19 protein-coding genes are annotated in these 21,951 nt (G+C 74.2%); 9 read left to right on the forward strand and 10 right to left on the reverse strand.

All coding sequences use genetic code 11. The annotated features are described in order from the left end of the window. Positions 1-11: 11 nt before the first annotated feature. The 4 genes from ACZ619_RS30260 to ACZ619_RS30275 are packed head-to-tail and all read right to left on the reverse strand — an operon-like array spanning position 12 to position 3,907. Positions 12-935 carry an LLM class F420-dependent oxidoreductase gene (locus ACZ619_RS30260; protein WP_469605487.1) on the reverse strand — a complete coding sequence of 308 codons (924 nt, stop codon included), beginning with the start codon at positions 933-935 and terminating at the stop codon, positions 12-14. Beyond that, positions 932-2,167 carry an amidohydrolase family protein gene (locus ACZ619_RS30265; protein WP_469605490.1) on the reverse strand — a complete coding sequence of 412 codons (1,236 nt, stop codon included), beginning with the start codon at positions 2,165-2,167 and terminating at the stop codon, positions 932-934. Before ACZ619_RS30265 ends, ACZ619_RS30260 begins: the two co-directional genes overlap by 4 nt. A gap of 55 nt (positions 2,168-2,222) precedes the next feature. Then, positions 2,223-2,693, reverse strand: a complete 471-nt coding sequence (locus ACZ619_RS30270; RefSeq protein WP_469605492.1) for an acyl-CoA thioesterase — start codon at positions 2,691-2,693, stop codon at positions 2,223-2,225. Beyond that, the gene (locus ACZ619_RS30275; RefSeq protein ID WP_469605495.1) at positions 2,690-3,907 is read right to left on the reverse strand and encodes a macrolide family glycosyltransferase; all 1,218 of its coding nucleotides are present in this window, start codon (positions 3,905-3,907) and stop codon (positions 2,690-2,692) included. Before ACZ619_RS30275 ends, ACZ619_RS30270 begins: the two co-directional genes overlap by 4 nt. A gap of 265 nt (positions 3,908-4,172) precedes the next feature. Between ACZ619_RS30275 and ACZ619_RS30280 the strand changes: the two genes are divergently transcribed. From ACZ619_RS30280 to ACZ619_RS30290, 3 genes are all read left to right on the forward strand, one after another. Next, positions 4,173-5,420, forward strand: a complete 1,248-nt coding sequence (locus ACZ619_RS30280; RefSeq protein ID WP_469605498.1) for a wax ester/triacylglycerol synthase domain-containing protein — start codon at positions 4,173-4,175, stop codon at positions 5,418-5,420. Positions 5,421-5,533: 113 nt separating this feature from the next. After that, the gene (gene afsR / locus ACZ619_RS30285) at positions 5,534-8,491 is read left to right on the forward strand and encodes an SARP-family global regulator AfsR (protein ID WP_469605500.1); all 2,958 of its coding nucleotides are present in this window, start codon (positions 5,534-5,536) and stop codon (positions 8,489-8,491) included. Between the two features lie 230 nt (positions 8,492-8,721). After that, entirely contained in the window at positions 8,722-8,985 is a 264-nt protein-coding gene (locus ACZ619_RS30290; RefSeq protein ID WP_469605502.1) for a hypothetical protein, read from the forward strand. 93 nt (positions 8,986-9,078) lie between these two features. Here ACZ619_RS30290 and ACZ619_RS30295 read toward each other — a convergent pair whose 3' ends face one another. Next, the gene (locus ACZ619_RS30295; RefSeq protein WP_469605504.1) at positions 9,079-10,677 is read right to left on the reverse strand and encodes a FadD3 family acyl-CoA ligase; all 1,599 of its coding nucleotides are present in this window, start codon (positions 10,675-10,677) and stop codon (positions 9,079-9,081) included. A 108-nt stretch (positions 10,678-10,785) separates the two neighbouring features. Here ACZ619_RS30295 and ACZ619_RS30300 point away from each other — a divergent pair, with 108 nt between their 5' ends. The 3 genes from ACZ619_RS30300 to ACZ619_RS30310 are packed head-to-tail and all read left to right on the forward strand — an operon-like array spanning position 10,786 to position 13,134. Continuing rightward, positions 10,786-11,949, forward strand: a complete 1,164-nt coding sequence (locus ACZ619_RS30300) for a lipid-transfer protein (protein WP_469605505.1) — start codon at positions 10,786-10,788, stop codon at positions 11,947-11,949. Between the two features lies 1 nt (position 11,950). Beyond that, entirely contained in the window at positions 11,951-12,364 is a 414-nt protein-coding gene (locus ACZ619_RS30305; protein WP_469605507.1) for a Zn-ribbon domain-containing OB-fold protein, read from the forward strand. Next, the gene (locus tag ACZ619_RS30310) at positions 12,361-13,134 is read left to right on the forward strand and encodes an enoyl-CoA hydratase/isomerase family protein (protein ID WP_469605510.1); all 774 of its coding nucleotides are present in this window, start codon (positions 12,361-12,363) and stop codon (positions 13,132-13,134) included. Before ACZ619_RS30305 ends, ACZ619_RS30310 begins: the two co-directional genes overlap by 4 nt. Before the next feature lie 147 nt (positions 13,135-13,281). On the opposite strand, the gene ACZ619_RS30315 is transcribed toward ACZ619_RS30310, so the two are convergent. Together ACZ619_RS30315 and kbpA are read right to left on the reverse strand one after the other, a co-directional pair. Then, complete coding sequence (locus ACZ619_RS30315) at positions 13,282-15,627, reverse strand: outer membrane protein assembly factor BamB family protein (RefSeq protein ID WP_469605513.1); 2,346 nt, start codon at positions 15,625-15,627, stop codon at positions 13,282-13,284. 221 nt (positions 15,628-15,848) lie between these two features. Then, positions 15,849-16,571 carry an AfsK-binding protein KbpA gene (gene kbpA / locus ACZ619_RS30320; protein ID WP_469605516.1) on the reverse strand — a complete coding sequence of 241 codons (723 nt, stop codon included), beginning with the start codon at positions 16,569-16,571 and terminating at the stop codon, positions 15,849-15,851. 134 nt (positions 16,572-16,705) lie between these two features. On the opposite strand from kbpA, the gene ACZ619_RS30325 reads away from it, so the two are divergent. Then, complete coding sequence (locus ACZ619_RS30325; RefSeq protein WP_469605518.1) at positions 16,706-17,353, forward strand: TetR family transcriptional regulator; 648 nt, start codon at positions 16,706-16,708, stop codon at positions 17,351-17,353. Positions 17,354-17,417: 64 nt separating this feature from the next. Here the strand turns inward: ACZ619_RS30325 and ACZ619_RS30330 are convergent, their stop codons facing one another. Then, positions 17,418-17,870 carry an Lrp/AsnC family transcriptional regulator gene (locus tag ACZ619_RS30330; protein WP_089101958.1) on the reverse strand — a complete coding sequence of 151 codons (453 nt, stop codon included), beginning with the start codon at positions 17,868-17,870 and terminating at the stop codon, positions 17,418-17,420. Between the two features lie 82 nt (positions 17,871-17,952). On the opposite strand from ACZ619_RS30330, the gene ACZ619_RS30335 reads away from it, so the two are divergent. Next, the gene (locus tag ACZ619_RS30335) at positions 17,953-18,555 is read left to right on the forward strand and encodes a LysE family translocator (protein ID WP_469605521.1); all 603 of its coding nucleotides are present in this window, start codon (positions 17,953-17,955) and stop codon (positions 18,553-18,555) included. Between the two features lie 142 nt (positions 18,556-18,697). Here ACZ619_RS30335 and ACZ619_RS30340 read toward each other — a convergent pair whose 3' ends face one another. Next, positions 18,698-19,171 (reverse strand): nitroreductase family deazaflavin-dependent oxidoreductase, encoded by a 474-nt coding sequence (locus ACZ619_RS30340; RefSeq protein ID WP_469605523.1) that lies wholly within the window; start codon positions 19,169-19,171, stop codon positions 18,698-18,700. Next, positions 19,168-20,658 (reverse strand): acyl-CoA dehydrogenase family protein, encoded by a 1,491-nt coding sequence (locus ACZ619_RS30345; RefSeq protein WP_469605526.1) that lies wholly within the window; start codon positions 20,656-20,658, stop codon positions 19,168-19,170. Before ACZ619_RS30345 ends, ACZ619_RS30340 begins: the two co-directional genes overlap by 4 nt. Positions 20,659-20,757: 99 nt before the next feature. On the opposite strand from ACZ619_RS30345, the gene ACZ619_RS30350 reads away from it, so the two are divergent. Continuing rightward, complete coding sequence (locus ACZ619_RS30350) at positions 20,758-21,930, forward strand: thiolase C-terminal domain-containing protein (protein WP_469605528.1); 1,173 nt, start codon at positions 20,758-20,760, stop codon at positions 21,928-21,930. Positions 21,931-21,951: the final 21 nt, after the last annotated feature.

Genomic DNA, 21,951 nt, shown 5'->3' on the forward strand with positions numbered 1-21,951 from the left:
CCGCGCTCTCCTCAGGTCAGCCGGGGCGCGACCTCGGCCCCGAACGCGTCGATCTGGTCGATGAGTTCGGCCCGGCTCCGGCTGCGGAACCGCACCTGGATCTGGTGCACGCCCATGGCGCCGTAGGCCCGCAGCGACTCGGCGAGGGCCTCCGGGGCACCGCTGAGGGTGCGGCGGCCGACCTCCCAGCCGGGCGTGCCGACGTACAGCGGCTCGGTGATCGCGCCGACGGTGATCGGCTCCTCGACGCCCGCCTCCTCGCGCAGCCGCAGCAGCCGTCCGATCTGGGCCGGGAGCCGGTCCCTGGGGTCGCCCTGCGGCAGCCAGCCGTCGCCCTTGAGCGCGGCCCGCCGCACGGCGGCCGGCGAGGAGCCGCCGACCCAGACCGGCACCCGTTCCTGGGCGGGCCTGGGCCGCTGTCCGAGCCCCTCGAAGTCGTAGAACTTGCCGTGGTGGGTGGGGAACTCGTCGGGGCCGAGGGCGGCGCGCAGCGCGTCGATCGCCTCGTCGAGGACCGCGCCGCGCTGCCCGAACTCCACCCCCAGCACCTCGAACTCCTCCCGTACGTGCCCGGCGCCGACGCCGAGGACCAGGCGGCCGCCGGAGAGGTGGTCGAGGGTCGCGTACTGCTTGGCGGTCAGCAGCGGGTGGCGCAGGCCCACCACGGCGACATGGCTGAGCAGCCGGACCCGCCCGGTCACGGCGGCGAGATGGGCGAGGGTGGCCACCGGGTCGTACCAGACCGTGCTCATGGCCTCGGCGAGCCGGTGCGGGACGCCGACGTGGTCGCAGACGGCGAGGTAGGCGAAGCCGGCCCGGTCGACGGCGCGCGCGATCTCCACGAGGTCCTCGGCACCCGCGCCGGCCTCCCAGCCCTCGGCGTAGATCGTGGACTGGGACTGGACGGGGAGCTGGATGCCGTGGGCGAGGCTCACCGGGGACCGCCCCACAGGCCGTCGGCGCCCAGCCCCAGCAGGTCGATCGCGTTGCCGCGGACGATCCGCTCCACCACGTCCGGGGCGAGGTGGCCCATCTGGTCCTCGCCGACCTGGCGGGACTTGGGCCAGGTGGAGTCGGAGTGCGGGTAGTCGGTCTCGTACAGCACGTTCCCGAGGCCGATCGCGTCGAGGTTGCGCAGGCCGAAGGCGTCGTCGAAGAAGCAGCCGTAGACGTGCTCGGCGAACAGCTCGGAGGGCGGGCGGGTGACCTTGTCGGCGACTCCGCCCCAGGCGCGGTTCTCCTCCCAGACGACGTCGGCGCGTTCCAGGATGTAGGGGATCCAGCCGATCTGGCCCTCGGCGTACATCACCCGGAGGTTCGGGAACCGCTCGAACTTGCCGCTCATCAGCCAGTCGACCATCGAGAAGCAGCAGTTGGCGAAGGTGATGGTGGAGCCGACGGCGGGCGGGGCGTCGGCGGAGGTGGAGGGCATCCGGCTGCTGGAGCCGATGTGCATGGCGACGACCGTGCCGGTCTCGTCGCAGGCGGCGAGGAAGGGGTCCCAGTCGTCGGTGTGGACGGAGGGCAGGCCCAGGTGCGGGGGTATCTCGGAGAAGGCGACGGCCCGGACCCCGCGGGCGGCGTTGCGGCGGACCTCGGCGGCGGCCAGCTCCGCGTCCCACAGCGGGATGAGGATGAGAGGTATCAGGCGGCCGTGGGCCTGCGGGCCGCACCACTCCTCCACCATCCAGTCGTTGTAGGCGCGCACGCAGAGCAGGGCCAGTTCGCGGTCCTTGGCCTCGGTGAAGGTCTGGCCGCAGAAGCGGGGGAAGGTCGGGAAGCAGAGCGCGGACTGGACGTGGTTGACGTCCATGTCGGCGAGCCGCTGCGGCACGTCGAACGATCCGGGCCGCATCTGCTCGTACGTGATCACTTCGAGCTTGATCTCGTCCCTGCTGTAGCCCACGGCGGTGTCGAGGCGGGTGAGGGGGCGGTGCAGGTCCTCGTAGATCCACCAGTCGCCCACGGGGCCGTCCTCCCCGGGCCTGCCCATGACCGGCTTGAACCGCCCGCCGAGGAAGCTCATCTCCCTCAGCGGGGCGCGGACGATGCGCGGCCCGGTGTCCAGGTACTTCCTCGGGAGGCGGGACTGCCAGACGTCCGGCGGCTCCACGGTGTGGTCGTCGACGGAGATGATCAGCGGAAAGGTGCCGTCCTGGGTGTCCATGGCGCTCACGGTAGCGCCGATCTGACGAACCGTCAGCTAGTGCGATGGCGGTTCGTCAGCAGTCGCAGTTCGCGTGCCGGGCCAGCACGGCCAGCTCGTCGTCCTCCAGCCTGCGGGTGCGGCGGGCGGCGGGGTCGTAGGCGACGCAGGTGCTCACACAGGTGCAGAACACCTGGTCCCCACGGGTGATGCGGCTGGTCAGCTCGAAGGAGGAGCGGCGGACGCCGCTGACGGTGGTGCTGATGACGGCCGGTTCCGGGCTCAGGTCGAGGGCCTCGGTGTAGTCGAGTTCGTGGCGGGCGTAGATGACCCGGACCCGGATCGCCTGGCCGGGCTGTCCGGCCTGGAGGTAGAAGAGGTCCACGTGGGCGTCCTGGATCATCTCCAGGAGGCGGACGTTGTTCACGTGGTTCATCGGGTCCAGGTCGCTCATCCGGACCGGGCGGCTGTAGAGGTGCGGGCGGTGGTGGTGATGCTGCTGCGCGGGCAGGGGGGCGGGCACGGCCGCCAGGGTCGCGTGGCTCACCGTCGGGCCCCCGGCACGCCCTCGGCCAGCGCGTCCTCGGCCAGGTCGGCGGCGGCCCGCACCCCGCCGGACCGCTCGACCTCCGCGCGCAGGGCGGCGACCGCGGCCCGCACCGCCGGGTCCTTGGACACCCGCAGCACGGCCTCCCGCAGCGAGCGCGCGGTGACCTGCTCGCGCGGCAGGTACGCGCCCAGCCCCAGGTCCTCGATCCGGCCGGCGTTCACCCGCTGCTCGGCCATCTGCGGGATCGCCACCATCGGCACCCCGTGCCGGACGGCCTCCATCGTGCCGCCCATCCCGGCGTGGGTCACGAAGACGTCCGCGTGGGCCAGCACGGCCAGCTGGGGGACGTGCGCGTGCACCTCGAAGTTGGCCGGGAGCGGGCCGAGTTCGCCGTCGGTGACATCGGGGCCGACGGCCATCACCACGTGGTGGGGAAGGTCGGCGAAGGCCTCGGCGCAGGCCCGGTAGAACTCCGGGCGGCGGGTGAACTGGGAGCCCAGCGAGACCAGCAGCACCGGTACGTCGGGGCGGGGCGGCTCCCAGGAGCCCTGGTAGGAGCGGTCGCCGAGGGCGGGGCCGACGTAGGCGACGCGGCCGGCGGCGACGGTGTCGGCGCGGCGCTGGAAGGAGCGCGGCAGGAAGGCGATGGCGTGCCCGGGGCGCTCGACCTCGTGGAGGCGGGCGGGGTCGAGGCCGCTCTCGGCGAAGGCGGCGGCAAGGGTGTCGTACCCGGGGAGGTCGGCGAGGCCGGCGGCGCCGTCGAAGAACTCGGGGAACAGGCCGTCGTAGGTCAGGTGGGTGGGCGAGCACAGGACGGTCGGGACGCCCCACCGGGCGCCCAGCAGCAGCCCGGCGAAGCCGTAGACGTCGTAGAGGACGAGGTCGGGGCGGTCGTGGGCGTAGGCGCGGGTGAGCGCGGGCAGGGCGCCGAGCGAGGCGTGCACCGCGCGGGCGAAGCCCTCGGAGAGCCGCTCGGGCGCGTCCGTGCCGTCGCTCTCGACCGGGTAGAGGACGGGTTCGGCGCCGGCCGCCTTGACCGCGTGCGTGAAGTCCTCGGTGATGGCGTACGTGACCCGGTGGCCCCGGCGCACCAGCTCCTCCACCACGCCCAGGGTCGGGTTCACATGCCCCTGCATCGGCAGGTTGACCACGGCGACGTGCGCGGGGCCGGGACGGGTTCGCGGGAGCGGGGCGGGGTTGGTACCAGGCACGATGAGCGTTTCCTGTTCCTGTACGGCGCGTTGCGGGTCGCCCGCCGACGGTTGCGGGCCGTGGGTGTGTGGAGACGGGCATCGGTACAACGACGCCGACCCGCGCCACGCGACTGGCGACGGCGGGTAAACAACCCCTTCGTGGTGACATCCGGGGCGCCGGGTTGAACACGCGGGCGGGACCGGGACACGTGACCGGGCGTGACCGCGGGTCGTGGGCGGGCGTTGGGGCGGTGGAGGATCGTCGCCAGACAGGAGCCGCCTCATGCCCGGAACGCAGTTGCCCTTCATGGAGGAGGGGATGGCCCGCTGGCCGTTCGGTCCGCCCAACGCCGGGGTCGCGCTCGACTTCTCGGGGACACCGCCCCAACTCGGTGAGCTGCGGACGCTGGTGCGGGAGCGGTGGGCCGATCTGCCCCGGCTGGCGCAGCGGTTGGTGCGGCCCGAGCGGCGGGCGCTGTCGGTCCGGTCCCGCCGGCACCGCTGGGAGCGGCAGCCGGGGCACGACCCGGCCCGACAGGTGCGCGAGACGGGCACGCAGGCGCTGGAGGAGGCCGTACGGGACTGGTTCCACACCCCCTTCCGGGACGGCGAACCGCCGTGGAACCTGCACCTCCTGCGCGGCCCGTCGCAGGGCGAGTTCACGCTGCTCTTCCGGATGCACCACAGCCTGCTGGACGGCCGTTCCCTGACCACCCTGCTGCGCGCCCTCCTGGACGGCTGCCCGCCGGTGGACGCCGAAGCCTCCCTGGCCGGCCCCGGCGGTGTGCGCCGCGCCCCCGCGCCCGGCGCGGCGCCGGGCCTGCTGACGGCGGGGCTCGCGGTACCGCTGCCCGGGAAGGGCGAGCGGCGCACGGCCTACTCGGTCCTGCGGCTGCCGCCCGAGCTGATGCGGGCCGCGCGCGGCCCCGCCGGGACGGGCGCGACCACCAACACCGTGTTCCTGGCGGCCGTTTCGGGCGTCCTGCGGTCCTGTCTGGCGACCGCCGACCCGTTCGCGGCCGACCGGCCGGTCTGGCTGTCCGTGCCGGTCGACCAACGCCCCGCGGACCGGGGCGACTTCCTCGGCAACGCGTTCTGCAACGTCCGGCTGTCCGCGCCGGTCGCGCTCGGTGACCCGGCGGCCCGGCTGCGGGCCTGCGCCGGGCTCCTCACCACTGTGACCCGCCCCCTCGGCCGGGCGGAGAGGCTGTTCGAGTCCGCCGTCACCGCGCTGCCCGGCCCGGCCCAGGCGCTGGCCCGAGGCCGGCTGTTCGCCCCGGCGTACGCGCCGGCCGCCTGCACCTACGTCCACCTGCGCGAGAACGGCCGGACCCTGGCCGGGCGCCCGCTGCGCCGGGTCACCCTGGTCCCCATGGTGCCGCCGGACGACACCGCCACCTTCGCCCTGGGCGGCTGCGCCCGCGGCCACACCCTGAGCGTCTTCACCAACTCCGCTGCGGAGGACGCCGACCTGCTGGCGGAGGCGTTCCGGCACGAACTGGTCCTGCTCGCGGAGGCCGCCGCCGTGTGAAGAGTGTGTGGACCACCGTGTGTCGCGCTGTGATCGGTGTCTCGCCAGGCTGACGCAACCCCCGTGAACAAGGCAAACTGACGGGGTGGATCGGGATGTCTAGGGGGACGGGCATGGACGGTGGACCGCGGGTGCCGGAGCAGCGGCGTCCCGTCTCCTCGGCGGAGACGGCGGCGTTGCGCTTCAGTGTGCTCGGTCCGGTGCGCGCCTGGCGTGCGGAGGAGCCGCTCAACACCGGCTCCCCCCAGCAACGCGCGCTGCTCGCCGCCCTGTTGCTGCGCGAGGGCCGGACGGCCACCGCGGCCGAGCTGATCGATGCCCTGTGGGGCACCGAGCCGCCCTCGCAGGCGCTGGCGGCGGTGCGCACGTACGCGTCCCGGCTGCGCAAGATCCTGGACCCCGGGGTCCTGGTCAGCGAGTCGGGCGGGTACGCGGTGCGCGGGCTCGGCGACGGCGCCCTGGACCTGGCGGCGGCGCAGGACCTCGCCGCGGAGGCGGAGAAGGCGCGCAGCACCGGGGGCCTGCCGCGGGCGCGGGAGGCGCTGAACCAGGCGCTGGCGCTGTGGGACGGCGAGCCGCTGGCCGGCGTGCCCGGGCCCTACGCCGACGCCCAGCGGGTCCGGCTGGAGGAGCTGCGCCTCCAACTCCTGGAGAGCCGGCTGGACATGGACCTGGAGCAGGGCTGCCACGCGGAGGCGGTCTCGGAGCTCACGGCGCTGACCGCCGCCCACCCCCTGCGCGAGCGCCTGCGCGAACTGCTGATGCTGGCCCTGTACCGCAGCGGTCGCCAGGCGGAGGCCCTCGCGGTGTACGCCGACACCCGCCGCCTGCTCGCCGAGGAGCTCGGCGTGGACCCGCGCCCCGGCCTGCGCGAACTCCAGCAGCGCATCCTGCGGGCCGACCCGGCCCTGGCCGAGCCCTCCTCGCCCGCAGCCGAACCCCCGTCGGCCCCGGTCCGGCCCGCCCAGCTCCCGGCCACGGTGCCCGACTTCACCGGCCGTTCGGCCTTCGTCACCGAGCTGAGCGAAGTGCTGGCGTCGGCGGAGGGCCGGGTGATGGCCGTGTCCGCGCTGGCCGGGATCGGCGGCGTGGGCAAGACCACCCTCGCGGTCCACGTGGCCCACGAGGCCCGGTCCGCCTTCCCGGACGGCCAGTTGTACGTCGACCTCCAGGGCACCGGCTCGCGGACGGCGGAGCCGGAGACGGTCCTGGGGTCCTTCCTGCGCGCGCTCGGCACACCGGACTCGTCCATCCCCGACTCGCTGGAGGACCGCGCCGCCCTGTACCGCTCGGTCCTCGACGGCCGCCGGGTCCTGGTGCTGCTGGACAACGCGAAGGACGCGGCACAGGTCCGTCCGCTGCTGCCGGGCACGGCGGGCTGCGCGGCGCTGGTGACGTCCCGGGTGCGGATGGTCGACCTGGCCGGGGCGCACCTGGTGGACCTGGACGTGATGTCCCCGGACGAGGCGCTCCAGCTCTTCACGAAGATCGTCGGCGCGGAGCGGGTGGCCGCGGAGCGCGAGGCGGCCCTCGACGTCGTCGCCGCCTGCGGCTTCCTGCCGCTCGCGCTGCGTATCGCCGCGTCCCGTCTCGCGGCCCGCCGCACCTGGACGGTCTCGGTGCTGGCGGCGAAGCTCGCGGACGAGCGCCGGCGCCTGGACGAGCTCCAGGCCGGCGACCTCGCGGTGAAGGCGACGTTCGAGCTGGGCTACGGCCAGCTGGAGCCGGCCCAGGCGCGCGCGTTCCGGCTGCTGGGGCTCGCGGACGGCCCGGACATCTCGCTGGCGGCGGCAGCGGCGGTCCTCGCCCTCCCCGCCGAGGAGACCGAGGACCTGCTGGAGGCCCTCGTCGACACGTCCCTGCTGGAGTCCGCCGCCCCGGGCCGCTACCGCTTCCACGACCTGGTCCGCCTCTACGCGCGTGCGTGCGCGGAACGCGACGAGCAGCCGCCGAGCGAGCGCGGGGAGGCGCTGTCGCGGCTGCTGGACTTCTACCTGGCGACGGCGGCCGAGGTGTACGCGATCGAGCGGCCCGGGGAGCGTGTGCTGGACCATCTGAGCCGGACCACCTACCCGGGTCTCTCCTTCGCCGCCCGGGACAAGGCGCTGGACTGGCTGTTCACCGAGGCGAGCGGGCTGCTGGCGGCCGTGCAGCAGGCGGGCACGGCGGGCCGGCTGCGCCGGGCGGCCGACCTGCTGGTCGCGGCCGTCGACCTCGGGGAGTCCGGGATCGGTGCCCGCCAGTACGTCCGGGCGGCCACCGCGGTGATCTCCGCGGCCCAGGAGCACGCCGACGCCTACGCCGAGGGCCGGGCCCGCCTCATGCACAGCCATCTGCTGGGCGTCTCGGGCCAGTTCACGGAGTCGGACCGGGAGGCGGGGGCGGCCCTGCGGCTCGGGCTCGCCGCCGGGGACCCGGTGGTCTGCGCCCAGGCGCCCAACCAGCAGGGGATCATCGCGCTCTACACCGGCCGGCACGACGAGGCCGAGCAGCTCCTCACCCAGGCCCTGACCGCCTTCCGCGCGGACCGGAACACTCCCGGGGAGGCCAGCGCCCTGTGCAACCTGTCGCGGGTCCACCTGGCGACCGGCCGCACCGAGAGCGCCGTCTCGCTGGCCCGGCAGGGGGTCACCATCTACGCCCGCGCCGACACCGGCGTGGCCCTGCGGCTCGCCAACGGCAAGTACGCGCTGGGGCTGGCGCTGACCAGCGCGGGAGAGACCCGGCTCGCCCTGGAGACGCTCACCGACGCCCTGGGCATGTTCCAGGACGCCCGGCAGCAGCTGTGGCACGGCATGACCCTGTTCCGGCTCGCCGAGCTCCACCTCGCCGACCGCAGCCCCGCCCAGGCCGCGTCCTGTGCGGAACAGGCGCTGGTCGTGCTGCACGGCATCGGCGGGGAATGGCGGCGCGCCAACATCCTCACGGCGCTCGGCCGCGGCCTGCATGGCATCGGCCAGACCGACCGGGCCCGGGTCTGCTGGCAGGAGGCGCTGTCGGTCTTCGAGGAGTCGGGGGCGCCGGAGGCGGCGGACGTACGGAAGCTGCTGACGTCCGTTCCGGTGGGCTGAGGTCCGTTCCCGCGGGCCGAGGGGCGAAAGCCGTACGGGCGTTCATCATTCGTTTATCACCACCAGGCACTCTCAGTCGTGCCGGACCGTCGCGTCGGGGGGCAGACGGCTCGGTGCGTAGGCCGCACCCATAGGGTGAGCGGCCGTGCGATGCCCGCCCGGTGACACTCGGGGGAGTGACCGGGCGGGCGTCCTCCACTTCGTCACGTCCTGTTCTCAAGGAGCACCTCATGGCCGACAACACCGGGACCGTCAAGCCCGACGACTTCCACGCGACGAGCGAGACGGCCGACGCGGCCGCGACGGCCCTCGTCGTGGACGCCAAGCCCGGCTTCGACCCGGCGGCCGCCCCGGCCGTCGGCACGAAGCCCGCCGCGGACGCCGCGACCACCGCGGCCACCGGCAAGAACGACGTCACCAGCAAGGACTTCCACGCCACGTCGGAGCCCCTGAACGCGCCCGCCGACTTCCACGCCACGGACGAGAAGGCCTGACGGACCACACCCGGACGGGGATCGGCCGCGGCGGCGCGGAGGGGGAGCCGCCGCGGCCGAGGTGTGTCCGGGGCCGTACCGCCCGAACCCGGTTCAGCGGCCCCGCAGTTCGCCCTTGAGCACCTTGCCGCCGGCGTTCCTGGGGAGTTCGGTCAGGAACTCGACCAGGCGCGGCACCTTGTAGTTGGCCATCTCGCGGCGGGACCAGGCGATGAGGTCGTCGGCGGTGAGCGTCGAGTGCGGGCGGCGGACCACGAAGGCCTTGCCGACCTCGCCCAGCCGGGCGTCGGGCACACCGACGACCGCCGCGTCGGCCACGTCCGGGTGCAGGCCGAGGAGCTGCTCTATCTCGGCCGGGTAGGCGTTGAAGCCGCCGACGATGAACATGTCCTTGAGGCGGTCGGTGATGCGGAGGTTCCCGGCGTCGTCCAGGACACCGACGTCGCCCGTGCGCAGCCAGCCGTCCGGGGTCAGGGTCTCGGCGGTGGCGGCGGGGTCCTCGTAGTAGCCGCGCATCACGTTGAAGCCGCGGACCAGCACCTCCCCGGCCCCGTCCACCCGCACCTCGGTCCCCGGGATCGCCCGGCCGGAGGTCGACGCGATCACCGTCGGGTCGTCGCCCCGGCGGCACATGGTCACGATGCCGCTGGCCTCCGAGAGGCCGTACGCGGTCAGGACGGTCTCCACGCCGAGTTCGCCGCGCAGCCGTTCCACCAGCCGGAGCGGGACGACGGCCGCGCCGGTCACCACCAGGCGCAGCGCGGAGAGGTCGTGGGCGGCGCGGGCCGGGTGGTCCAGGAGCGACTGGTGGAGGGTCGGCGGGCCGGGGAGCACGGACACCCGTTCCGCCGCCACGTTCGCCATCACCGTCTCCACGTCGAACACCGGCTGCGGGATCATCGTCGCCCCGCGCATCAGGCAGGCGATCACCCCGGCCTTGTAGCCGAAGGTGTGGAAGAAGGGGTTGACGATCAGATAGCGGTCGTCCGTGCGCAGGCCCGCCAGGTCCGCCCAGACCTCGTACGCCCGCAGGGTCTGCGCGTGGGTGATCATCGCGCCCTTGGGGCGGCCCGTCGTACCGGACGTGAAGACGATGTCGGACAGGCAGCCGCCGTCCAGCCGGCCCGCCCGCGCCCGTACCTCGGCGGCGCCCACCCCCTCCCCGGCCGCCAGGAAGTCCTTCCAGGTACGGAAGCCCGCCGGCGCGTCCTCCGACAGCACCACCGCGTCCCGCAGCGCGGGCAGCCCCGGCAGGGGCCCGCCGGTCTCGCCGTCCGTCCCCCCGGCCGCCTCCCCCGCCGGCTCTGCGGCCGCCTCCCCCGCGGCCCGTCGCAGCGAGGCGACGTAGGACGTGCCGAGGAAGGTGCCGGTCACGAACAGCAGCCGCGCCCCGCTCCGGCGCAGCACGTCCGCCGCCTCGGCGCCCTTGAAGCGGGTGTTGAGCGGGACCAGCACCCCGCCCGCCGACACCGCGCCGAGCGCCGCGACGATCCAGTCCAGGGAGTTGGGCGCCCAGATCCCCACCCGGTCGCCCGTCTCCACCCCGGCGGCGAGACAGGCGGCCGCCGCCCGCTCCACCCGGGCGCCCAGCTCCGCGTACGTGATCCGGGTGCGGCCGTCCACCACCGCCTCGGCGTCCGCGTACCGTGCCGCCGCCGACCGCACCAGCCCCGGAACGGTCCCCCACTCCATGTCTCCGCGCACAACAGACCTCCCCGGACGCATAGCTGACTGACCGTCAGATTAGCTGTAGCCTGACGGCCTGTCAGCAAGCCGGGTAAGCCGTGGAGGTGCGGGCACATGGCCGGTCTCAGAGGCATTCAGGACGCCACCGCCATCGTCGGGATCGGACAGACAGCCTTCGCCAAACGGCTCGGCGAGGACGAACGGACCCTCGCCTGCCGGGCCGTCCTCGCCGCCCTCGACGACGCCGGGATCGCCCCCGGCGAGGTCGACGCCCTCGCCTCCTTCACCATGGAGGAGACCGACGAGGTGGAGCTGGCGAAGGCGGTCGGCTTCGGGGACCTGACCTTCTTCAGCAAGGTCGGCTACGGAGGCGGCGGCTCCTGCGCCACCGTCGCGCACCTGGCCGGCGCGATAGCCGCCGGGCAGGCCACGGTGGGGGTCGCGTGGCGGTCCCGCAAGCGCGGCAGCGGCCCCCGGCCCTGGACCAACACCGCCGTCCAGCTCCCGACGCCCGCCCAGTGGACCCGGCCCTTCGGCCTGCTCCGCCCCGCCGACGAGATCGCCATGCTCACCCGCCGCTACATGCACGAGTACGGCGCCACCCGCGACCACCTCTTCAACGTCGCCCTCGCCTGCCGCAACCGCGCCAACCAGAACCCCGCCGCCGTGATGTACGAACGCCCGCTCACCCGCGAGATGTACATGACCTCCCGGTGGATCAGCGAGCCGCTGTGCCTCTTCGACAACTGCCTGGAGACGGACGGCGCGCTGGCCTGCGTGGTGGTCGGCCGGGAGCGGGCGCGGGACTGCGCCAAGGCCCCCGTCTACATCCACTCCGCCGCCCAGGGCCTGCCCGCCCAGCACCACGGCATGGTCAACTACTGGAACGACGACCCCCTCACCGGCCCCGCCTGGACCGCCGCCCGGCACCTGTGGAAGCACGCCGACCTCACCCCCCAGGACGTCGACGTCGCCCAGATCTACGACGCCTTCACCGCCCTGATCCCGCTCTCCCTGGAGGGCTACGGCTTCTGCGGACGCGGGGAGGGCGGGGCGTTCACCGAGCAGGGGGCCCTGGAGATCGGCGGCCGGCTGCCCGTCAACACCGGGGGCGGCGGGCTCTCCGAGGCCTACGTGCACGGCTTCAACCTCATCACCGAGGGCGTCAAGCAGCTGCGCGGCACCAGTACCGCCCAGGTCCCGGGCGCCGCCAGCTGCCTGGTCACCGCCGGCGAGGGCGTCCCGACCTCCGCCCTCCTCCTCACCAACAGGAGCTGAGATGCTGGAACCGGTCATCGACCCCCACGGCGCCCCCTTCTGGGAGTACGCGGCACGCGGCGAACTCCGCGTCCAGGCCTGCGCCGACTGCCACGAACCCCGCTTCCCGCCCCGCCCCTGCTGCCCGCACTGCCAGTCCTTCGCGACCGAGTGGCGGCCCACCAGCGGGCGCGGCCGCGTCTGGTCGTACGTCGTCCCGCACCCGCCGCTGCTGCCCGAGTACGCCGCCCAGGCCCCGTACAACGTGGTCGTCGTGGAACTCGACGACGCGCCCCGGGTGCGGATGGTGGGCAACGTGGTCAGCGAGCCCGGGGCCGCGCTCGGCTCCCTCGCGCCGGACCGGGTCCGGATCGGCGCCCGCGTCCAGGCCGTCTTCGCCGACGGCCGTCCGCAGTGGGTCCTGGAACGGCCGTGAGCCTCGGCCTGAGCACCGACAAGGAGACCGGGGTCGCCGTCGTCACCCTCGACCGCCCGGCCAGGCTCAACGCGGTCGACCTTCCGCTCGCCGCCGAACTGGCCGCCACCTGGAGGTCGTTGCGCTTCGACGACACGGTACGCGCGGTGGTCCTCACCGGGTCCGGGGGGCGCGCCTTCAGCACCGGCCTCGACCGGGACGCCGTCGTGCCGCAGCCGTCCTCGCCGTACAGCCAGGACGATCCGCTGATCGCGATCGGGCCGAAGTCGAACGACCTGTGGAAGCCGGTGATCGCCGCCGTCGCCGGGATGGCCTGTGGGGGCGCCTTCTACCTCCTGGGCGAGGCGGACTTCGTCGTCGCCGACGAGACCGCGACCTTCTTCGACCCGCACACGTCCTACGGCATGGTCAGCGCGTACGAGTCCGTGCTGCTGGCCCAGCGGATGCCCTACGGCGAGGTGGCCCGCATGGTGCTGATGGGCAACGCCGAGCGGCTGGGCGTGCGCCGGGCGTACGAGGTGGGGCTGGTCTCCGAAGTGACCGCGGCCGGGCAGGCGTTGGAGGCGGCGGTACGGTGCGCGACCGTCATCGCCGGTCATCCGACCGAGGGCGTCCAGGGGAGCGTGCGGGCCCTGTGGGCGGCGAAGGAGGCGGCCCGGGAGCGCGGCTTCGCCCAGGCCCCGCACCTGATCACCCTGGGCAACCTGCCGACGGACCGGCAGACCGAGCTCTTCGCCGACCGCCCCCGCACGGCCCCGCGGGTCCGCTGAGCGCCGACGGGGGCCCTGTCGGGTTTAGGCCGCGAGTGCGCTGTGGCCGGTCGCGCAGTTCCGCGCACCCTCAGGGGCGCGGGGAACTGCGCGGGCAACCCCCACCGGGCGGCCGCCGTGACCCGACAGGGCACCCCCTGCCGGCGCTCACGGCGTGCGCGCCGTCCCCGTGCCCTTCTCCGCGTCGAGCGCGTACACGCAGCGGTCCTTGCTGCACGCGTACACGACCCCGTCCTTGACCACCGGCGACCCGGTGATCTCCCCGCCCGTCGCCAGCTTCCACCGCAGCCGGCCGTCGTCGGCCTTCAGCGTGTACAGCAGGTGGTCGGTGGAGCCGAAGTGGATACGGCCCTCGGCGACCGCCGGCGCGCCCACCACGTCGCCGCCCGCCTGGAACCGCCACTTGGGTGTCCCGGTGACCGCGTCCAGGGTGTACAGGCCCTTGCCGCTGCCCACGTGGACGTGGCCCGCGGCGACCAGCACCGGCTCGATCGACGCCCGGGCCTCGGTCGCGATGCGCCAGCGGTCGCGGCCGTCGGTGGCGTCGAGGGCGTAGACCGTGCCGAGGTAGTCGGCGAGGTAGATGCCGCCGCCCGCGACGGCCGGCCCCGGCACGAACGCCGGCGGGGAGAGGAACACCGCCGGCGCCTCGAAGTGCCAGCGCACACGCCCCGTCGCGCTGTCCAGGGCGATGACGCGGGTGCCCGCACAGGCGTACACGAAGCCGTCGGGGGCGTGGGTGAGGCGGACCGGGACGCCGCCGCAGGAGGCCGCGTCGCCGATGGGGTAGGACCAGCGTTCGTCACCGGTGCGGGCGTCCAGCGCGCGCAGCCGGGCGTCCTGCCAGACGAAGACCGTGCCGTCGTGGACGGAGGGCCCGGCCTCGGGGGACTCGAAGTCGGTCTGGCAGCCGCTGATCTCCCAGAGCTTCTGCCCGTTGGAGGCCTCCCAGGCCTGGGCCCCGCCGCCCCGGGTGCCGGTGACGAGCGTGCCGCGGTCGGCCTTGAGCGCGTACACCCAGGCATCCGTGGACAGCCGCCACAGGTCGCCGCCCTGGCGGGCCTCCAGGGCGAACAGGGTCGGGCCGTCGGAGGCGTGCACCCGGCCGTCCGCGACCGCCATGGACCAGGCGACGTCCCTCGTCTTGAAGCGGCGGCGGCCGGTGGCGACGTCGAGGGCGTGCACCTCGAAGGAGGTGACGTAGACGAGGTCGCCGTCGACGGCCGGGGTGCCCCAGACGTCGTTCGACATGCGGAACCGCCAGGGGCGCCAGCCGGCCGTGGTCTCCGGCAGCTGGGCGGGCACGGGCGGTACACCGGGGTCGGCGCCGTTGACGCCGGGGTGCGGTCGGGACCAGCTGGCGACCAGTCCGGCCTCCGGCGGCGGGGCCTTGACGGCGGCGGCGCGGGTGTCGGAGACCCGCGGGCCGGGCCCGATGGGCACCTGGGCGCCGGCCAGCCGCACCGGGCCGGTGTCGGGGCCGGGGGCGCCGACGGGGACCGGGGCCGGGACGGCGGGGTCGTACGAGGGCGGCGGCGGGACCGCCGGACGGGCGCCGCGTCCGCCGGACGGGCCGGCGGAGGGCTTCACGGCCGGCCTCCCGCCGCGGCGGGACTCGATCAGCCCGACCGCCTTCTCGGGCAGCCAGGCCGACGCCGTACCGCTGTCGTCGGAGCCGGAGCCGAAGAGGTGGGGGGCCAGCTGGGCCTGGAGGTCGGCCGGGTTGGGGCGGGAGGTGGCCTCCATCTGCATGCAGGACTCGATGAGCGGGCGCAGCTCGTCCGGGAGGCCTTCGAGGTCGGGGCCCTCGCGGAGCAGCATGAAGACGGTCTCGACCGGGTTGGCGCCGTGGAAGGGCGGGTGGCCGGTGGCGGCGAAGACCAGCATGGAGCCGAGCGAGAAGACGTCGCTCGCGCCGGTCACGGAGCGGGAGTCCTTCGCCTGCTCCGGCGACATGTAGGCGGGCGTGCCGACGGCGACGTTCGTCATCGTCAAACGCGTGTTCGAAACGCCGGACGCGATACCGAAGTCGATGACCCGGGGGCCGTCCTCGACGACGAGGACGTTGGACGGTTTCAGGTCCCGGTGCACCAGCCCGGCGCCGTGGATCGACTGGAGCGCCTCGGCGACGCCCGCGGCGAGCCAGCGCACGGCCTGGGCCGGCAGCGGCCCGCAGTCGTTCACTATCTCCTCGAGGGACGGCGCGGGCACGTACGCGGTCGCGAGCCACGGCACGGCGGCGCGCGGGTCGGCGTCGACGACGGCCGCCGTGTAGAAGCCGGAGACCGCCCTGGCCGCCTCCACCTCACGGGTGAAGCGGACCCGGAACAGCTGGTCCTCGGCGAGTTCGGTCCGGACCGTCTTGATCGCCACGCGCCGGCCCGACGCCGAGCGCGCGAGATAGACCAGCCCCATGCCGCCGGCCCCCAGCCGTCCCAGCACCTCGAACGGCCCGATCCGCCGCGGATCGTGCTGCGTCAGCTGATCCACCACTTGCCTGCCACCTCCCCGTACGGGCCCCGTCCACCCACATATGTACGCGACCCCGTGCAGCGTCTCACCACTCGCACCGCCGTGGCGGCACGCACCCCGATTCTTCCTGGCCCGGGCACAGGTTGCGAACCCGGTGACCAATCGGGATGCCTCATGACAAAGTGAGACATTCACCCGCCGAAAGCCGCCGGGAGCCGCCTTTTCACGGCCCTCGGCGCTCCTCAGCGTTGCAGCAGCGCGAAGGACGCCCCTTGATTGTCGGTCACGACGGCGACTTTTCCGTACGACGTCTCGAAAGGCGGTGCCTGGACCCGGCCGCCGAGCCGCAGCACGGCCCCGACGGCGGCCTCCACGTCCCCGGTCCGGAAGTGGACGACGAACTGCGCGGGCATGCCGGCCGCGAACACCTCGGTGACCGGGGCGCGGCCGAAGTCCGGGTCGGCGCCCGCGCCGAACAGGGCCTCGTGGAAGAGGTGGGCGTAGAAGGTGTTGGCCGCCTCGGTGTCGCTGGTGTAGAGCTGCGCCCAGGCGAAGGTGCCGGGGGCGTGCCGGACGGCGAAACCGGGGTGGGCCGCGGCCTGCCAGAGGCCGAAGACGGCGCCCTGCGGGTCGGCGACGAGGGCCGCGGTGCCGAGGTCGCGGACGGGCGCGGGGTCGCTCACCAGCTGTCCGCCGGCCGCGAGGACGCGCCGGGTCAGGTCCCGGGCGTCGGGGGTGGCGAAGTACACCGTCCAGACGGTGGGCATCCGGCCGTCGCGCTTCCGCGCCAGCCTGGCGACCTCGGCGCCGTCCAGACGGGCCCACACGGAGCCGCCGCCGGAGTCCTCGAAGGTCCACCCGAAGAGCGCACCGTAGAACCGCTTGCCCGCCTCGACGTCGGGCAGCTGTACGTCCACCCAGCACGGGACGCCCTCTGTGTATTCGGATGCCCTGTTTTCGGCCATGTCGTCAAAGTAACCGCACCGCCCGCACCGCGCAGACCAGCCGCACCACCTGGGGCAGCGCTCCCCATACACCCGCGCACCCCATTTGCAGTCGGCCGAATCGCGCTCCGATCACCCCTCGGTAAGCTGACGGCATGACAGGACAAGTGCGTACCGTCGACGGCCGCGTGGCCGGCCGGCGTGGGCAGGCGACCCGGCAGAAGCTGCTCGACTGCCTCAGCGAGATGCTCAGCTCCTCCCCTTACCGGGACGTCAAGGTCATCGATGTCGCCCGGAAAGCGGGGACTTCGCCCGCGACCTTCTACCAGTACTTCCCGGACGTCGAGGGCGCCGTCCTGGAGATCGCCGAGCACATGGCCACCGAGGGCGGCCAGTTGACGGAACTGCTCGCGGGACGCTCCTGGGTCGGCAAGGCCGGCTGGACGACCGCGCAGGAACTCGTCGACGGTTTCCTGGAGTTCTGGCGCAGGAACGACGCGATCCTGCGCGTGGTCGACCTGGGGGCCGCCGAGGGGGACAAACGGTTCTACAAGATCCGCATGAAGATCCTGAACTCGGTGAACAACTCCCTGAGCGACTCCATCGCGGAGTTGCAGGCCAAGGGCAAGGTCGACAAGGACGTGAATCCGGCGGCAGTGGCCGGTTCACTGGTCGCCATGCTCGCGGCCGTCGCCGCGCACCAGCGGGGTTTCCAGACCTGGGGTGTGAAGCAGGCCGAACTCAAGCCGAACCTTGCGCTGTTGGTGCACCTGGGCGTGACCGGGAAGAAACCGACGAAGTAGCACGTGCCCTTGGGTCCTGTCTGGCAGGCGGCGGTTCACACGAGGTGGGCCGCCGCCTGTTCCCCTATGCGGGCAGCGGGCGGTCCCGTACCACGTGCTTCATCACCAGCGTCGAGGTGAGGCGCTGCACGCCCGGCAGGGTCGCGAGCCGTTCGTCGTACAGCCGCTGGAAGGCGGCGAGGTCGGCGGTGGCCACCCGCAGCAGGTAGTCGGGCTCCCCGAACAGCCGCTGGGCGTCCAGCACATGGGGGATCTCGGCGAGCGCCCGCTCGAAGTCGGCGACCGTGTCCCGGTCCTCCTGCCGCATCGACACGAAGACCAGCGCCTCGAAGCTCAGTCCCACCGCGGCCGGGTCCACCACCGCCCGGTACCCGCTGATCGCCCCCGACCGCTCCAGCTCGCGCAGCCGGCGGTGACAGGGCGAGACGCTCAGCCGTACCCGCCCGGCCAGCTCGGTCACCGTCAGCCGGCCGTCCTGCTGGAGCTCGGCAAGAATCTTCCGGTCCACGTCGTCCATGGGGAAGATTCTCCCCCGAATGGCCTGGTCACGGGCAAATTTCGACAACACTTTCGAGTCATACGCGCCTAATGTCCCTTCCATGGACACCGGACCCCTGCTCTCCTTCCTCGCCGTCGACCTGCTCCTGGTGTGCGTACCGGGCGCCGACTGGGCGTACGTCATCGCCGCCGGGGTGCGCGGCCGCTCGGTGGCGCGGGCCGTGGCGGGGCTGATGGCGGGCTACGCCCTGCACACCGCGCTCGCGGTCGCGGGGCTCGCGGTGCTGGTGGCGAGGTCGCCCGCGCTGCTCACCGTGCTGACGGCGGCCGGGGCCGGCTATCTGATCCGGCTGGGCTGGAACGTGCTGCGCCGTCCGGCGGTGCCGCGGGAGGCGGAGGCGGCGCCGGAGGGCTTCCTGCGGGGCGCGGCGATCAGCGGCCTCAACCCCAAGGCGCTGCTGCTCTACCTCTCCGTGCTCCCCCAGTTCCTGGTCACCCGGGGCGGCCATCCGCCGATAGCCCTCCAGACGGCGGTCCTCGGCGCGCTGCACATGGCCTGCTGCACCGCCGTCTACCTCACCGTCGGCGTCCTCGCCCGCCGCCTCCTGTCCGCCCGCCCGAGGGCGGCCAGGGCGGTCACCCGCACCTCGGGAGCGGCGATGCTCGGCATCGGCGCACTGCTGCTGGCCCAGCACGCGCTGTGAGCCCGTGGAACGCCGCGAGGACATGCCGCCGCCGAGCACCACGACGGTGTTCTGCGGCCGAGCGCTACATCGGTGCTCGGCGGCCGAGCGCTACGACAGTGCTCCGCGGCTGCGCGCTACGACGGTGCTCCGCGGCCGAACGTTACGACGGTGTTCTGCGGCTGAGCCGGAAGACCCTGATCTCGCGCTCCACCCGCTCCTGGTAGGCCGCGTACGGCGGCCAGAACGCCAGCAGCGACCGCCAGGCCGCCGCCCGCTCCTCCCCCGCCAGCAGCCGGGCGGTGACCGGCACGTCCCGCCCCTTCCAGCTGATCTCGGCGTCCGGGTGCGCGAGGAGGTTGTGGGTCCAGGCCGGGTGGCCGGTCCGCCCGAAGTTGGAGCCGACCAGCAGCCAGCCGTCGCCCTCCGGCATGCACGCGAGCGGCGTCCGGCGGGCCCGGCCGCTGCGCGCCCCGGTGGCGGTGAGGATCACCCCCGGCAGCATCTGCGCGCTGAGCAGCACCTTCCCCCGGCTGATCCGGTGCACGGCCCGGTCCAGGGCCGGGATCACGTGCGGGGCCACCTTCGCGAACCCGCGGGTGGCGGAGACCCGCTGCACCAGCCGCTCCCCGATCACATCGCCACCCCCGCCCCGTCGAACAGCCCCGCCCGGCCGGCCGCGTGGTCGCGCAGCCGGTGCACGGGCCCGAACAGCAGCTCGTCCCCGGCGGCCCGCTTGAAGTACAGCTGCGCCTCGTGCTCCCAGGTGAACCCGATCCCGCCGTGCAGCTGGATGCCTTCCCCGGCCGCGGTCCGCAACGCCTCCAAGGCCTGCGCGAGGGCCAGTCCCCCCACCCGCCCGGCCGCCGCCCGCCACTGCCCTCGCGAGGAGTCGCCCCGAGCCGCACCTCCCGCACCCGGCGCTTTCCGGACCCCCTGTGCCCCCTGCGCCTCCTCCGCCCCCCGCGTTTCCTCCGCCCTCCGCACCTCCCCCGCTTCCCGCACCCCTCGCACTTCCGCCACCCCCCTTGCCTCCCGCGTTTCCCGAACCCCCTGCATTCCCTCCGCTGCCCGCGCTTCCCGCACTTCCGCCGCCCCCCTCGCCTCCCGAACCCCCTGCATTTCCTCCGCCTCCCGCGCTTCCCGCGCCTCCCGCGGTTCCCCCGCTTCCTGCGCGGTGGCCCAGGCCGCGTAGTAGGCCGCCGAGCGGGCGGCCCGTACCGTCACGTACACATCGGCCAGCCGGTGCTTGACGGCCTGGAAGGAGCCGATCGCCCGGCCGAACTGCTCGCGCTGCTTCACGTACTCCACGGTCCGCTCCAGCGCCCGGTCGGCGGCGCCCACGGCCTCGCCCGCGAGCACGGCGGCGGCCGCGTCCCCGACGGCGGCGAGGGCGGGGTGGATGTCGGCGTCCGCGGACCCGAGGAGTTCCGCCGGCACGTCCCGCAGCTGGACCCGGGCCTGGCCGCGGGTCGGGTCGAGGGCGGTCCGCCGCGTCCGTACGACCCCGGCCGCGTCGCCCGCCACGAGGAAGAGCAGGACGCGCGAGCGGGCGTACCCCCCGGCGTGCGCGGGGACGACGAGCAGCCCGGCGCTGTGCCCGTCCAGCACCTGGTCGGCCTCCCCGTACAGCCGCCAGCCGTCCCCCGACCGCCGGGCCTGCACGCCCCCGGCCCGGCCGCCGCCGGCCCAGTCGCCGCCGCCGGGTCCGGTGAGGGCGAGGGCGGTCCCGAGGAGCGGGCCGGGGACGGCGAGGGCGGCGGTGAGGGTGCCCCCGGCGATCCTCGGCAGCAGTTCGGCGCACTGGGGTGCGGTGCCGAGGGCGAGGATCAGCGGTGCGGCGAGCACGGCGGTGGCCAGGAACGGCGAGGGCGCCAGGGCCCGCCCCAACTCCTCGGCGGCCAGTGCGACTTCCGTGACGGAGCAGCCGACTCCGCCGTACCTCTCGGGCAACGCGAGTCCCGGCAGACCGAGTTGTCCGCTGAGGGCGGTCCACAGGCCGGGGTCGTGGCCCTCCGCCCGGCCGACGGCGGCCCGTACGCCCTCGGTGCCGCAGCGCTTGTGGAGCAGTTCCCGCAGGGCGCGCCGGATCTCGTCCTGCTCGTCGGTGAAGCGGGTGTCCATGGCCGGACCTCCTGACGATCTGACGGCCCGTCATGCTAGGGCCGCCGGATGCAGATGCACAGGGGCGGAGTCCAGCGGATCTGATGTACCGTCAGATTCATGACTGGACCCCGCAAGGTCGCCGTGGTCGGTGTCGCCCTCTCCGACTGCGGCCGGGTGGACGAGGCCACGCCGTACGCCCTGCACGCCCAGGCGGCCCGCCGCGCGCTGGCGGACGCGGGCCTCGGCCGGGAGCTGGTGGACGGCTTCGCGTCGGCCGGGCTGGGCACCCTGGCGCCGGTGGAGGTGGCCGAGTACCTGGGCCTGCGCCCCACCTGGGTCGACTCCACCTCGGTCGGCGGCTCCACCTGGGAGGTGATGGCCGCGCACGCGGCGGACGCGATCGCCGCGGGCCACGCGAACGCGGTCCTGCTGGTGTACGGCTCGACGGCCCGCGCGGACGTCCGGGCCGGGCGGCGGACGGGCAACCTGTCCTTCGGCTCCCGGGGCCCGCTCCAGTTCGAGGTGCCCTACGGCCACACGCTCATCGCCAAGTACGCGATGGCCGCCCGCCGCCACATGATCGAACACGGCACGACCGTCGAGCAGTTGGCGGAGGTCGCGGTCCAGGCCCGGGCGAACGCGGCGCTCAACCCGGAGGCGATGTTCCGCACCCCGGTCACGGTCGACGAGGTGCTGTCCGGCCCGATGATCGCCGACCCCTTCACCAAGCTGCACTGCTGCATCCGCTCCGACGGCGGCGCGGCGGTGCTGCTGGCCGCCGAGGAGTACGTCCGCGACTGCCGGACGGCCCCGGTGTGGGTGCTGGGCACCGGCGAGTGCGTCTCGCACGCCACGATGTCCGAGTGGGCGGACTTCACCGTCTCCCCGGCGGCGGTCAGCGGCCGTCTGGCCTTCGGACGGGCGGGCGTGCGGCCCGCCGAGATGGACTTCGCGCAGATCTACGACGCCTTCACCTACATGACCCTCGTCACCCTGGAGGACCTCGGCTTCTGCGCCAAGGGCGAGGGCGGGGCGTTCGTGGAGAAGGGCCGGCTGCGGGTCGCGGGCGGGGACCTGCCGGTGAACACGGACGGCGGCGGCCTGTCCGCCCAGCACCCGGGCATGCGCGGCCTGTTCCTCCTGGTCGAGGCGGTACGGCAGCTGCGCGGCGAGGCCGGCGACCGGCAGCTGCGGCGCGGGCCGGACGGCGGGCCGCCACGGCTCGGGGTGGCCTCGGGGACGGGCGGCTGGTTCTGCTCGTCGGGGACCGTGGTGCTGGGCCGGGACTGAACCGGGCCCGGCGGCAACCTC

It is taken from the genome of Streptomyces sp. NPDC104367, from assembly GCF_055583825.1.

Coding starts and splice junctions, on each gene's coding strand:
- ACZ619_RS30345 (WP_469605526.1), bottom strand. CDS start 20,658: ATGGACACCCGCTTCACCGACGAGCAGGACGAGATCCGGCGCGCCCTG.
- afsR (WP_469605500.1), top strand. CDS start 5,534: ATGGACGGTGGACCGCGGGTGCCGGAGCAGCGGCGTCCCGTCTCCTCG.
- ACZ619_RS30300 (WP_469605505.1), top strand. CDS start 10,786: ATGGCCGGTCTCAGAGGCATTCAGGACGCCACCGCCATCGTCGGGATC.
- ACZ619_RS30265 (WP_469605490.1), bottom strand. CDS start 2,167: ATGGACACCCAGGACGGCACCTTTCCGCTGATCATCTCCGTCGACGAC.
- ACZ619_RS30305 (WP_469605507.1), top strand. CDS start 11,951: ATGCTGGAACCGGTCATCGACCCCCACGGCGCCCCCTTCTGGGAGTAC.
- kbpA (WP_469605516.1), bottom strand. CDS start 16,571: ATGGCCGAAAACAGGGCATCCGAATACACAGAGGGCGTCCCGTGCTGG.
- ACZ619_RS30290 (WP_469605502.1), top strand. CDS start 8,722: ATGGCCGACAACACCGGGACCGTCAAGCCCGACGACTTCCACGCGACG.
- ACZ619_RS30335 (WP_469605521.1), top strand. CDS start 17,953: ATGGACACCGGACCCCTGCTCTCCTTCCTCGCCGTCGACCTGCTCCTG.
- ACZ619_RS30295 (WP_469605504.1), bottom strand. CDS start 10,677: ATGGAGTGGGGGACCGTTCCGGGGCTGGTGCGGTCGGCGGCGGCACGG.
- ACZ619_RS30330 (WP_089101958.1), bottom strand. CDS start 17,870: ATGGACGACGTGGACCGGAAGATTCTTGCCGAGCTCCAGCAGGACGGC.
- ACZ619_RS30350 (WP_469605528.1), top strand. CDS start 20,758: ATGACTGGACCCCGCAAGGTCGCCGTGGTCGGTGTCGCCCTCTCCGAC.
- ACZ619_RS30280 (WP_469605498.1), top strand. CDS start 4,173: ATGCCCGGAACGCAGTTGCCCTTCATGGAGGAGGGGATGGCCCGCTGG.
- ACZ619_RS30325 (WP_469605518.1), top strand. CDS start 16,706: ATGACAGGACAAGTGCGTACCGTCGACGGCCGCGTGGCCGGCCGGCGT.